This window comes from Rhodococcus sp. IC4_135 (assembly GCF_011602025.1).
GTDB classification, from domain to species: domain Bacteria; phylum Actinomycetota; class Actinomycetes; order Mycobacteriales; family Mycobacteriaceae; genus Rhodococcus_F; species Rhodococcus_F baikonurensis.
The window spans coordinates 160,917-173,001 of sequence record NZ_JAAOLG010000001.1; the positions used below are offsets into that span (position 1 = coordinate 160,917).

At 61.0% G+C, this 12,085-nt stretch carries 12 protein-coding genes; 8 read left to right on the forward strand and 4 right to left on the reverse strand.

The window, feature by feature from the left end:
* Nucleotides 1–38: 38 nt before the first annotated feature.
* The 3 genes from G8767_RS00835 to G8767_RS00845 all read right to left on the reverse strand — a co-directional run bounded on the left by G8767_RS00835 (nucleotide 39) and on the right by G8767_RS00845 (nucleotide 2,908).
* On the reverse strand, nucleotides 39–1,352 hold the full coding sequence (locus G8767_RS00835) for a bifunctional o-acetylhomoserine/o-acetylserine sulfhydrylase (protein WP_166809073.1): 1,314 nt from the start codon (nucleotides 1,350–1,352) through the stop codon (nucleotides 39–41).
* A 37-nt stretch (nucleotides 1,353–1,389) separates the two neighbouring features.
* On the reverse strand, nucleotides 1,390–1,905 hold the full coding sequence (locus G8767_RS00840) for an OsmC family protein (protein ID WP_007732784.1): 516 nt from the start codon (nucleotides 1,903–1,905) through the stop codon (nucleotides 1,390–1,392).
* A gap of 241 nt (nucleotides 1,906–2,146) precedes the next feature.
* Nucleotides 2,147–2,908 carry an enoyl-CoA hydratase-related protein gene (locus G8767_RS00845; RefSeq protein ID WP_206028788.1) on the reverse strand — a complete coding sequence of 254 codons (762 nt, stop codon included), beginning with the start codon at nucleotides 2,906–2,908 and terminating at the stop codon, nucleotides 2,147–2,149.
* 116 nt (nucleotides 2,909–3,024) lie between these two features.
* On the opposite strand from G8767_RS00845, the gene G8767_RS00850 reads away from it, so the two are divergent.
* A complete protein-coding gene (locus tag G8767_RS00850; RefSeq protein WP_003940428.1) occupies nucleotides 3,025–3,618 on the forward strand; it encodes a TetR/AcrR family transcriptional regulator in 594 nt (197 codons plus the stop codon).
* A gap of 6 nt (nucleotides 3,619–3,624) precedes the next feature.
* Here G8767_RS00850 and G8767_RS00855 read toward each other — a convergent pair whose 3' ends face one another.
* On the reverse strand, nucleotides 3,625–4,227 hold the full coding sequence (locus G8767_RS00855; RefSeq protein WP_095968842.1) for a TetR/AcrR family transcriptional regulator: 603 nt from the start codon (nucleotides 4,225–4,227) through the stop codon (nucleotides 3,625–3,627).
* A 307-nt stretch (nucleotides 4,228–4,534) separates the two neighbouring features.
* Here G8767_RS00855 and G8767_RS00860 point away from each other — a divergent pair, with 307 nt between their 5' ends.
* The 7 genes from G8767_RS00860 (at nucleotide 4,535) to G8767_RS00890 (ending at nucleotide 12,050) form a co-directional block, all read left to right on the forward strand.
* Nucleotides 4,535–5,338, forward strand: coding sequence for an SDR family oxidoreductase (locus G8767_RS00860; RefSeq protein ID WP_166809075.1), 804 nt, complete (start codon nucleotides 4,535–4,537; stop codon nucleotides 5,336–5,338).
* A 55-nt stretch (nucleotides 5,339–5,393) separates the two neighbouring features.
* Nucleotides 5,394–6,515: a DUF5938 domain-containing protein gene (locus tag G8767_RS00865; protein ID WP_003940189.1), complete on the forward strand. Its 1,122-nt coding sequence runs from the start codon at nucleotides 5,394–5,396 to the stop codon at nucleotides 6,513–6,515.
* Nucleotides 6,516–6,588: 73 nt separating this feature from the next.
* Entirely contained in the window at nucleotides 6,589–8,109 is a 1,521-nt protein-coding gene (locus G8767_RS00870) for an AMP-binding protein (protein ID WP_166809076.1), read from the forward strand.
* A gap of 205 nt (nucleotides 8,110–8,314) precedes the next feature.
* On the forward strand, nucleotides 8,315–9,694 hold the full coding sequence (locus G8767_RS00875; protein ID WP_019745369.1) for an MFS transporter: 1,380 nt from the start codon (nucleotides 8,315–8,317) through the stop codon (nucleotides 9,692–9,694).
* A 136-nt stretch (nucleotides 9,695–9,830) separates the two neighbouring features.
* Complete coding sequence (locus G8767_RS00880) at nucleotides 9,831–10,373, forward strand: VOC family protein (protein WP_166809077.1); 543 nt, start codon at nucleotides 9,831–9,833, stop codon at nucleotides 10,371–10,373.
* 2 nt (nucleotides 10,374–10,375) lie between these two features.
* Nucleotides 10,376–11,140, forward strand: coding sequence for an SDR family NAD(P)-dependent oxidoreductase (locus G8767_RS00885; RefSeq protein WP_095968418.1), 765 nt, complete (start codon nucleotides 10,376–10,378; stop codon nucleotides 11,138–11,140).
* Nucleotides 11,130–12,050 carry a 3-keto-5-aminohexanoate cleavage protein gene (locus G8767_RS00890; RefSeq protein WP_166809078.1) on the forward strand — a complete coding sequence of 307 codons (921 nt, stop codon included), beginning with the start codon at nucleotides 11,130–11,132 and terminating at the stop codon, nucleotides 12,048–12,050. Before G8767_RS00885 ends, G8767_RS00890 begins: the two co-directional genes overlap by 11 nt.
* Nucleotides 12,051–12,085: the final 35 nt, after the last annotated feature.

Consider the following 12,085-nt stretch of genomic DNA (forward strand, 5'->3'; position numbering starts at 1 on the left):
CCGACGCTTGTCGGGACCGAGCTTTTTCGTGTGCTCGATCAGGAAGCTGCTGCTGCCAAACCGGTTTCGAGGTCGGCGAGGATGTCGTCGATTCCTTCGATACCGACCGCGAGGCGGACGAGCCCCGGGGTGACGCCCGAAGCGAGCTGCTCCTCGGGGGTGAGCTGTGAGTGCGTCGTCGAGGCGGGGTGGATGACGAGTGAGCGAACGTCACCGATGTTGGCGACGTGGCTGTGCAGCGTCAGTGCGTTGACGAACTTCTTGCCTGCGTCGACTCCGCCGGCGAGCTCGAACGCGACGATGGCGCCGGTTCCCTTGGGCGCCAGCTGCTTTCCGCGCTCGTGCCAGGGTGAGGATTCCAGTCCGGCGTACGCGACCGACGTGACTTCGGCGCGGCCCTCGAGGAACTGCGCGACCTTCTGTGCGTTGGACACGTGGCGCTCGATACGCAGGCTCAATGTCTCGATGCCCTGCGAGATGAGGAAGGCGTTGAACGGTGCGATGGCTGAGCCGAGATCACGCAGAAGCTGAACGCGCGCCTTGAGGGCGTAGGCGGGTGCACCGAGATCGGCGAAGGTGACGCCGTGGTAGCTGGGGTCAGGGGTGGTGAAGTTGGTGTGGCGTCCCTGGGTCCAGTCGAAGGTGCCACCGTCGACGATGACGCCGGCGATCGCGGTGCCGTGTCCGCCAAGGTATTTGGTGGCGGAGTGGACAACGATGTCAGCGCCGTGCTTCAGCGGCTGAATGAGGTAAGGAGTTGCCACCGTGTTGTCCACGATCAGGGGGATGCCGTGCTCATGGGCGACTGCGCTGATGCCGGGGATGTCGAACACGTCGTTCTTGGGGTTGGAGATGGTCTCGCCGTAGAACGCCTTGGTGTTCGGGCGGATTGCCTCACGCCAGTGATCGAGGTTGTCCGGGTCTTCGACGAAGTCGACGGTGATACCCAGCTTGGGCAGCGTGTAGTGGAAGAGGTTGTACGTGCCGCCGTACAGGCGAGGACTGGAGACGATGTGGTCACCGGCTTCGGCGATGTTGAGGATCGCGAAGGTCTCGGCGGCCTGGCCGGACGCAACCAGCAGAGCCGCGACTCCGCCTTCGAGTGCGGCGATCCGCTGCTCGACGGCGTCCTGAGTCGGGTTCATGATGCGGGTGTAGATGTTGCCCGGCTCGGCGAGGCCGAAGAGTGCTGCCGCATGGTCGGTGTTGTCGAAGACGTAGCTGGTGGTCTGGTAGATCGGAAGTGCCCGAGCGTTGGTGGCGCTGTCCGGGCCCTGTCCGGCGTGGACCTGCTTGGTTTCGAACGACCAACCGGCGGTCGGATCGGTGTCGACGGGGGTGTTCTCGCTCATGAATTCATACTCCGTGGTGAAGGTGGGTTGATGCGGGTCAGGCGGTTTCGACGACTGTATGCACTGGGACGGGATTGCGGGTGAGATCGAGTACGGGGCAGTGGGCGTCGACCGTCTCCTGCAGCTCCAGGTAGCGTTCGCGGGTTTCCGGGCCGGTCAGGGTCACGACCACGCGTACCTCGGAGAATCCCGGACGGACGGCGTCGTCGAAGCCGAAGAATCCACGAACGTCGAGGTCACCTTCGGCTCTGGCCGAGATGTCGTCGAGAGCGATACCGAGCTTGTCGGCCCAGACGCGGTAGGTGACCACCTGGCACGACAGAAGCGAAGCAAGGTAGTACTCGACAGGATTGGCTGCGGTGTTCTCGCCGCCGAGGGCCGGCGGCTCGTCGACCTCGACGCTGTACTTACCGAGAGAAATGGTGCTGGCAACGGCGTCGTGCGCCTGGGCGGAAGCCTTGAAGACGACGTGCGCTTTGCTCGCGTCCTTGTCGATGGCGTCGGCGTTGGCTGCTACGACGGAACTCAGGTGTGAGATGGAAGCGGTGGTCATGACAGAAATGTCCCCTGATCTGGGTGTACATACGAGTATCGACGTGAGCGGCGCTCACGTCGTAGGTCCGATCAGTAGATCGGACACCCGGATGTACAGACATGCGCAAAGTCGACATGGCGCCGCCGCGTCAGCAGCGTGCCCGTCTCGTATGCGCCGATTCCCGTCACAGGAGAGACTGTAACCGGTTCATACCCTTTCCGACCAGACGTATAGGAAATCTGTCTCGGATCGTGGTCGCTCATGCGGGCGGCAATCCGCTCCATCGGGGTGTCCGACGACTGGCAAAGGCGTCGAGCCCTTCGGCGATGTCCGGGGAGCGCAACACTGCATCCTTGGCGTCGTCGGTGACCTCCCATCCGACGGCGTCGGCGTCGGCGTAGAGCGCGTCGATCGCCTTCAGGCTCAAGCTCACAGAGGTGGGGGAGGACTCGCAGATCTCCGCTGCCATCACCAGTGCCTCGTCGAGTGCTTTGCCCTCGGCAGTGACTGCATTGACGACGCCGAGGTCCTTGGCCCGTTCGGGATCCAGTGTGCGGCCGGTGATCAAGAGTTCGCGGGCGACGTTGATCGGAAGCGCGCGAGGCGCCCGAAAGAGCGCACCGGACGTCGCAACCAGGCCGCGTTTGGTTTCGGGAAGGCCGAATTGTGCTGTGGCGGAGGCGACGATCAGATCGCAGGCCAATGCGATTTCGAAACCGCCACCCAGCGCGTATCCCTCGACTGCAGCGATCAGGGGCTTGTTCCGCCGGCGCCGAATGACGCCGTACTCGCCGCCGCGGGGCATGCGAAGATCGGCCCGCTCTCGGATATCGGTTCCGGCGCAAAAGATGCTGGGGGTTCCGGTGATGATGCCGACCCACAGATCGGGGTCGTCGTCGAGAAGGTTCAGTGCGGCTTCGATTCCCTCGGCAGTTTCACGATTGATCGCATTGCGACGTTCTTCGCGTTCGATCCTGACGATGAGAACGCGGTCGTGGTGGTCTGTGGAAACAGTCGACATAATTGGACTGTAGTCCATCTATCGAAGGGGTGGTGCTTCAACTGGCGAGACCGACATTGGACACATTCCGGACTGTGGCGAAGACTGTGTCCTGAGGCGGAGAAAGGCAGGTCGACGTGATTTCCAAACGAGAACAGAACAAGCGCGATACCAACGACAGGTTGCTCTCGGCTGCTCGAATTCTGTTCTCGGCGCAGGGTTTCGCCAGCACGACCGTCGACGACATCGCCGAGCGGGCCGAGGTGTCGCGAGCCACCTTCTTCAATTACTTCCAGGGCAAGGACTCGGTTCTCGAGGCGCTGCACAGTGATCACCTCGATCAGCTTGCGGCACTGGTGGATCAGCTCATGGAATCACCGATGCCGACCTCTGATCGGATCTCCAGGATTTTTCAGGACTTTGCGCAACAGGCGATCATGCATCCGCGCTATCTGCGCATGGTGACTGCAGAACTGGAGCGCGACTTCGCCTCCTCCGGAGCGGGGGCGGCCCACGATCATCGGTTCCACGTGGAACTCCTGCGGATCGTCACTGCCGGTATCGAAGCCGGCGAAGTGAGATCGGACTACCCGCCGCTGTTTCTCGCGCAGATGATCGGTGGTACCTACGGGGCGTTGGTCCGCTTCTGGCGGCAAGACGCCGATTACGACGTGGTCGGCGAATTCGATCGCGGAGCCAGGTACGTCGCGGAAGGCATCGCTGCCCGCTGAGTCGACTCAGGGTGTGGGCACGACCAGGGGCAGCATCTGCTGGACGCTCTCCGAAAGATAGTTCGCAGCAGTCTGATCACCGGACAGATGGCGCAGCAGACTCTGCTGGAACAGGCCGTCGAAGATCGCGTACATCGCCGGCGAGGTGACCGATGCTTCGACGTCGAGAAGCTCGGCGTAGCGAGACACGATGCGCCAGATCATGTTTTCGAGACTCTCGTCGATCGCGGCCACGTCCGTTCGGAACGACTCCTCGAACATCGACTGCGCGCGCAGGTCGTACCAGAGGCGGTGCATCGTCGGTTCTTCGATCATGGTCTCCGCGAGCAGCGCGCCGAAACCGGCTTTCAGTTCCTCCGGCGTCTGAGCGGTGGCGACGATGCCGTCGTAGCGGGTGACGCAGCGCGCCTTGTAGTGGCGCACACAGTGGGTGATCAGGTCGACTTTGTCGCTGAAGTAGTAGTGCAGAACGCCGTGTGAGAACTCCGAATTCTGGGCGATTTCGCGCAGGCTCGTGCGTGCGTAACCCAGTTCGGCCAGTGTTTGCAGTGCCGCCTCGGCCAGTTGATCGCGTCGCTCGGAGAACTTGTCGACCTGGCGACGTGACACCTTGTCGGCGTTGGACCGCTTCTCCGAAGAGGCAGGAACCGCCTTTTTTCCTGCCCCACTTGGCTTCTCGACTGTCGTGGTCACGATGGCACGTCCTGTTCCCTGCGGTTTCCACAGCGGCACGATCGCCGCGTTCGACCCAGTGTAACCCCTGGTCTTTGACGAGCGTGTAACAAAATCTTGACAGTCGTCAAGATTTCTCTTGACACTCGTCCAAAGTTGAATACTCTGTGACTCACACCACTTGGCAGCGTCGCTGTGAACGGTGGCATCGCGAGAGTCGTTTCAGTCATGGAGGCAGTCGAAAATGAGTGTGTTTGATCTCGAGGGACGAAAAGCACTGGTCACAGGTGGTGCCAAGGGGCTCGGAGCCGGTATGGCTGAGGCGTTGGCAAAGGCGGGAGCGTCAGTGATGATCGGCGACGTTCTCGAAGACGAGGGCCGCGCCACCGCGGAGGCTGTCGGTTCCGGCGGAGTGAAGACCGGCTTCGTGAAGCTGGACGTCACCGACGACGCGAACTGGGGAGAGGCGGTTGCTGCCACCGCGGAGACTCTCGGCGGCTTCGACATCCTCGTCAACAACGCCGGCATCGAGATTTCCTCGCTGGTGGTCGACCTCGATCCAGGCGACATCCGGCGCATGTGTGAGGTCAACATCCTCGGAACGGCGCTCGGAACCAAACACGGACTGCGCAGCATGCGTCCGGGCGGAGTGGCCGGCACCGGCGGTTCCGTCATCAATATCTCCTCGGTCGCCGCAACCATTCCCTTTCCCGGCATCAGCGGGTACTCCGCGACAAAGTCCGCGGTCGATCGCTTCACCAGGGTTGCCGCCGCAGAGTCGGGCAAGCTCGGCTACGGAGTCCGCGTCAACTGCATCTACCCGGGCCTCGTAGCCACCGAGATGGGGCTCGGACTCGCGGCGGACATGGAGAAGCTCGGCCTCTGGCCCAGTGCCGAAGCAGCAGTCGGTGACGTCATCGGTCTCACCCCGCTCGGCCGTCTCGGTGAAGTGAACGACATGGCGGACGCCGTGGTGTTCTTGTCTTCCGACGCCGCACGATTCATCACCGGTATCGGCCTCCCGGTCGACGGTGGAATGGGCATGTAACTCGCCCCCGATTCGTAACTATCCCCTTCTCTCGTCTTCGAAAGGTTCCACGAACATGTCCGAAAAGAAGCCAGTCATCGTCTACGGCGTCTCCGGGTACACCGGTCGCCTGGTGTGTGAATACCTGCGCGAGTTCAACATCCCGTTCATTGCAGCCGGCCGGGACGCCGCTCGCATTCAAGAGGTGCTCGACAAGATCCCCGGTTTGGACACCGTCGATCACGAGGTCGTCGAGGTCGAGCACACTGTCGAGGCGCTCACCGAATTGTTCACCGGTGCACAGGTTGTCAGCAACATGGTCGGGCCGTTCATCAAGCTTGGCGGCACCGTCGTGGAGGCCGCGTTGAATGCCGGTTGCCACTACATGGACACCACCGGTGAGCAGGACTGGGTACTCGACGTCCAGGAGAAGTTCAGCGACAAGTACCAGGAGAAGGGCCTGCTTCTCTCACCCGGCATCGCGCAGATGTACACCACCGGTGAGATCGCGGCCAACATCGCACTGGAAACGCCGGGCCTCGATACGCTCGACATTCTGGTGCTGTGGAAGGGATTCCCCACTTACGCCTCCACTCAGACGATCTTCACCATCCTCAAGGCGAACTGGTACTACCTCGAGCAGAACAAGTACGTGCAGTGGGCGCCCGGTCAGACTTTCGACGTCGTCGTTCCCGGCCAGCACGAAACCGCGCTGGCATTGCCGTGGGGCGGAACGTGTCACCCGGTGTGGTTCAAGAACGATCCGCGAGTTTCCAACGTCAAGGCTGCGGGCGGTGTCTTCGACCGCACCGTGATGGAAGGTGTTGTCGCGACACAGAAGATCGTGGAGGAGCAGATCAAAACCCTGCCTGCCGACGAGCAGGAAGCCGCCCTGGCCGAGATCGCCGGTTCGGTGCAGGCTGGTATGCCGCCTCGTGAGAATCCGCGTATCAACACCTCATTGGACTCCGTCTACGCGTCGGGCCCGCTCGGTCGCTCGCACGTCGTGATCCACGGCAACTGCAACTACAAGCAGACGGGCCTACTGCATGCATATGCAGCACATTCGCTGCTTCAGCAGGCGCCCAAGCGGACCGGGCTTGCCTCGGCTTGCCAGGCGTTCGGCCATCGCGAACTGCTCGGCGCGCTACGTAGTTTCGGGCTGGCGCTGGAACCGGAAGTAACCATCAACGCCTAGCTCGTCATCCTCGTCATCATGTTCACGGCTCCCGGCGTGCATCGCGCCGGGAGCCCCGCCCTGGAGGCTCCCCATGCGTTTGACCGACTATCTCGACAAGGGAGCCTCTCTGGGTTCCACCGCACCGTGTTTGACGATGGGGGAGCGCACTCTCTCCTACGGCGAGGTGCAACAGTTCAGCCGACGCTTCGCAGCGTCGCTCGCGGCTTCGGGCATCGGGCCGGGCGAGAAGGTCGCGATTCTGTCCGGCAATGACCCGATCTCGTTCTCCTGCGTGTTCGGTATCAGCAGGGCCGGCGCGGTCTGGTGCCCGATCAACCCTCGTAACGAAGCCACGGAAAATCGGGATCTGTTGGATCTGTTCGACTGTCGTGCGCTGTTCTTCCAGAAGTCGTACGCGTCGCTGGTCGACCAGATCAAGGACGCGCTTCCCCAGTTGGTGACGCTCGTCTGCATCGACGGCGAATGGGAATCGGCTCAGTCTCTCGAAAGCTGGCTCGGGGAACAAGAACTCGATGTCGTTGCACCCGACGACGTCACTATGCTGGTCGGCACCGGTGGTACGACGGGTCGGCCGAAGGGCGTGATGCTGACCGGGCACAACATCGAGACGATGACGGCCATCACCTTGATGAGCTATCCGTTCGAGGGACGACCGGTGTATCTGGCGTTGGCGCCGTTGACTCACGCCGCCGGTGTTCTGTGCTTCCCGATCATGGCCCTCGGCGGCGAAGTGGTGATCATGCCGAAGCCCGATCTCGGGTACTTCCTCGCGAACGTTCAGAAGCACAAGGTGACTCACACCTTCCTGCCGCCGACGCTCATCTACATGTTGCTCGAGCACGAGAGTCTTGCGGCCACGGATCTCAGCTCGTTGCAGTGCTTCTGGTACGGCGCGGCACCGATCTCCCCGACCAGGCTCGAGGAGGCGATCGACAAGATCGGCCCGGTCATGGCTCAGCTGTTCGGGCAAAGTGAAGCCCCCATGATGATCTCGACGATGTCACCGAAGGAACACTTCGGCCCGGACGGCACTGTCGCAACGTCGCGACTTTCCTCGGCCGGTCGACCGTCGCCGTTGGTGACCGTGGGGATCATGGACGACAAAGGCGCACTGCTCGACCGCGGGGAGCGTGGTGAGGTGGTGATCCGCAGTTCGTTGGTGATGGCGGGCTATTACAAGAACCCCGACGCAACCGCGGAAGCGTCGGCTCACGGCTGGCATCACACCGGCGACATCGGATACCTGGACGAGGACAATTTCCTGTTCATCGTCGATCGTGCAAAAGACATGATCATCACGGGCGGTTTCAACGTCTACTCGGTCGAGGTGGAGCAGGCGCTCATGGCGTATCCGGGGATCCAGGACTGCGGAGTGATCGGGTTGCCGGACGACAAGTGGGGCGAACGCGTTGTGGCCGTGGTGCAGCCACACCTCGGCGCCGCTATCGACGGCGCCGAGGTGATGGCTTTCGTGAAAGCTCGCATCGGAAGTGTGAAGACTCCGAAGCAAGTCATCGTCTGGGACGATCTACCTCGCTCCAAGGTCGGTAAAGTTCTCAAGAACGAGATCAAGAGTGAGCTGACTGGCTGAATGCCCCCGGAACGCCTATGTTTCACCGCGCGGAGTGCCTGTCGAAACCGACAGGCACTCCGCCTTCTTGTCACCCCGGCCGGTCGATTGCTCACGAATCGAGTACCGATCATCGGGAATCGTGTCTGTGAAGTTCGAATCGCGACCCGCATCGTCTCTGTGTCAGCCATCACAATGATGTGTTCGAATGAGTACGAGGTGAATCATGCGTCACGAAAGAACAGTCACCGAGCAACTTCCCCTTCCGGCCAGGACCGTCCGGAAGGTCATGCTCCGCTTCATGCCGGTCATCGGATTGGCATACATCGTCCTGTATCTCGACCGATTGAACATCGGCGTTGCAGCATTGACGATGAACAAAGAACTCGGAATATCGGCCTCGATGTTCGGGTTTGCGGCCGGAATCTATTTCTGGAGTTACACGATCTGCGAACCCCCGAGCAACTACATCCTCACAAAGGTCGGTGCGCGGCGCTGGATCACACGAATCATGATCACGTGGGGCGTGGTCACCATCGGAACCGCGTTCGTTCAGGGTGCCAGCGGATTGGTGGCAGCACGATTCCTGTTGGGTATTGCCGAAGCCGGCTTTTCGCCCGGCATGCTGTTCTTCGTCTCGAAGTGGTTCCCGAATCGGGATCGAGGCAAAGCAATGGCGTGGATCGTGACCTTCATCTGTATCTCCGGCCTGGGTACTCCGATCACCACGCACCTGATGGCTATCGACGGCTTTCTCGGGCTTTCCGGATGGCGATGGGTATTCATTCTCACCGGCGTCCCCGCCGTGGTCATGGCGTTTGTGATCTACAAGGTTCTGCGGGACAAGCCTTCCGAGGCGGAGTTCCTCTCCGAGGAAGAACGCGGTTGGCTCACCGATACGCTCGAGTCGGAGGCGCAAGAGCGCGAAGCGGTCGTCGGTAAGCACAGCTTCCTCCAGGGACTCGTGCACCCACGAGTGCTGGTGTTGATCGCCGTGTTCATTTGTTTCACCTTCAGCCTCAACGGTTTCCAGATTTGGATGCCGCAGATTTACGCGCAATTCGGGATGAGCACCAATCAGATCGGATGGGTTGCCGCACTACCTGCACTGATTGCGATCGGACCGATGATCTGGTGGACGCGCCATTCGGACCGCGCCGGAGAGCGCCCCGTGCACTTCGCCATCGCCGCATCGGTCGCAGCACTCGGTTTTGCTATTGCTGCGCTGTTCTTCACCACACCTGTTGTCGCCATCTTCGGATTCTGCATCGCCGGGATCGGTCTCTACAGTTCGATGAGCATCTTCATCACCATGCCTTCGAGCTTCCTTACCGGCGCTGCCTTGGCGGCAGGTTTCGGTGTCATCAACGGAATGGGTAACCTCGGAGGCTATTTCGGTCCACAGGTCACCGGCTGGATCAAGGACGCGACCAACAGTTTCACACCGGCAATCGGGGTGTACTCCGCGGTGCTGGCGACGGCAGCATTGATCGTGCTGCTGCTCAAGGTGATCACCAGAAAGGCCGACAAGGCCAACGCCCAACTGACTCTGGATTACCGGGCGGAGCGCGACGCCGGAACCTTGGTTGCACCTGAGCAGGTTTGAGCCGAGTCTCGGCCCGGAAGATTCCCGATCAACGGGAATTCTTCATTCTTCAGGCGAGCATGCGCAGGACATCATCACTTATCAGGATCACAGTCGTCGACCGTAGTTTCGTCGGCAACGAACAAACGAGGACTTCGTGAGTAGATACTTCGGGCCTTTGCGCCAATTGGGTTTTGTGGTCAACGACATCGACAGCGCGCTGAAGCATTGGATCGACGTTGTCGGCGTAGGCCCCTTCTTCTTCGTGGAGGACCAACCGTTGAACGACTTCGTCTTCCGTGGCAAGTCGAGTGCGCCTCGATTCAGTGTGGCGCTCGCGCACAGCGGAAGCGCGCAGATCGAGCTGATTCAACAACACAACGATGAGCCGTCGGCATTTCGCGAGTTCGCAGATCGCGGGCTCGAAGGACTTCAACATGTTGCCTACTGGACAGCGGATTTCGATCGATATATGGAGGAATCCAAGAACCGAGGGCTCGTCGAATTGCAGAGTGGTAGGTCCGGTAGTGGCGCTCCGGACGAGCGATTCGTGTACTACGAGGACGGCCCGTATCCGGGAACAGTCATCGAAATCTCGGAGGTCAGTGGAAGGAAGGGTGATCTGTTTCGCGCAGTCGAGGCTGCATCGAAGGAGTGGGACGGGTCGAATCCCATTCGCGACATGAGGAAGGTGCTGTAGTCGTGAGTAGGAAGGTAGCGATCGTCACTGGTGGCGCATCGGGGATTGGCCTGGCAACGTGCAAACGATTCGCCGACTTGGGTTGGAATGTCATCTCTGCCGACCTGTCGCATACATCCGGAGACACTGCGCCAGAACCAGATACACGGACAGTCGGCGTTCGAGTGGATGTCACCGATGAGGGGGATATCCGACGGCTTCGCGACGTCGCCGAGAAGCTGTTCGGTCGTGTCGACACGGTTGTGACCTCGGCGGGAACCGCGGACAACGCGCCGATCCGGCACACCACACCCGATCGATTCAGGCGAACCCTCGAGCTGAACCTCGTTTCCACGTTTGCGGTGGTCAGGGAGTTCGTGGATCTGCTCGCCGGAGATGGCGGCGGATCGGTGGTGACAATTGCCTCGGTTTCCGGCCTACGCGGCAGCGTAGACCGCGCTGCGTATTCCGCCTCGAAAGGTGGCGTGGTCGCGTTGACCACACAACTCGCGATCGAGCTCGCCGGCGAGGGGATCCGAGTCAACTGCGTCGCGCCCGGATCGACCCTGACCCCGCTCGCCAGTCGGGCCCAGAGCCCTGAAATGCAGAGCGCCATCTTGCAGTCGATCCCGTTGAGCCGTTACGCGGAGCCGGCTGAGATTGCCGAAGTCGTGACCTTTGTCGCTGGTCCCGGCGCCGGTTTCGTGACGGGTCAGACGTGGACGGTCGACGGAGGTCAGTCGATGACAGCCGGTTGGAATCTTGCGAAGGAGCGACATGACTCTTGACACAACGTCCAATACAACGGAGAAACCGGTAATCATCGGAGTGCACGTCAACGAGAACACCATGCGCGCACCCAACCCCCACATTCCGTGGACGCCCAGCGAAATAGCCGACACCGCCCGCGCTTGTGAGGATGCGGGGGCGTCGTTGATGCATTTTCACGGTCGAGCCGTGGACGGCGGCGTGGATCACTCGGCGGCGACCTACGGAGAGATCGTCGAGCGGGTTCGGGCGGTATCGAATCTGCTGCTTGCGCCGTCGATGGCCAATGTTCCCGGCTACACGATAGATGAGCGGCTGTCGAATCTTGCCCCGAACCAAAGTGATCCGAAACGACGTTCCGACTTCTTGGTCGTCGATATGGGTTGTGCGGCGATGGACTTGATCGATGCGACGACAGGCTTGTTCGCAACCGATTCCAGGGTCTTCGTCAACGACACTCGAACACAGATCGAGTTACTTTCGCGCGCTGTTGAATTGGGAATGACGCCATACCAGACGTCATTCAACGTGAGTTGGACGCGCGCGATCTTCGCCCACGCAAGGGTGCGGAATCCGTCGTCACCATTGGTGATCGCTTTCATTCTCGGTGGTGACGAGTTTCCGGCTGCACATCCGGCGACAGCGGCAGGGCTACGTGCGCAACTGGACCTCCTGCCGGCTGATCTTCCAGTGGAGTGGATCGTCTCGGCCTACCGAGGCAATGTTCTTGCAGCAGCTGAAGAGTCGATCAAGCGCGGGGGCCACGTTGCAATCGGAGCCGGTGACTACCACTACGAAGAACTGGGATATCCCTCCACACCTGATCTGGTCACCGAAGTTGTTTCGATCGCTCGGCGGTACGGGCGTGAACCCGCAAGTCCTGATCAGGCACGTCGAATTCTAGGGGTGGATGGCCATGCGAGTAGTTGAAACCGAAGGTGCCGAACCTACTTTGGTTCATTCCT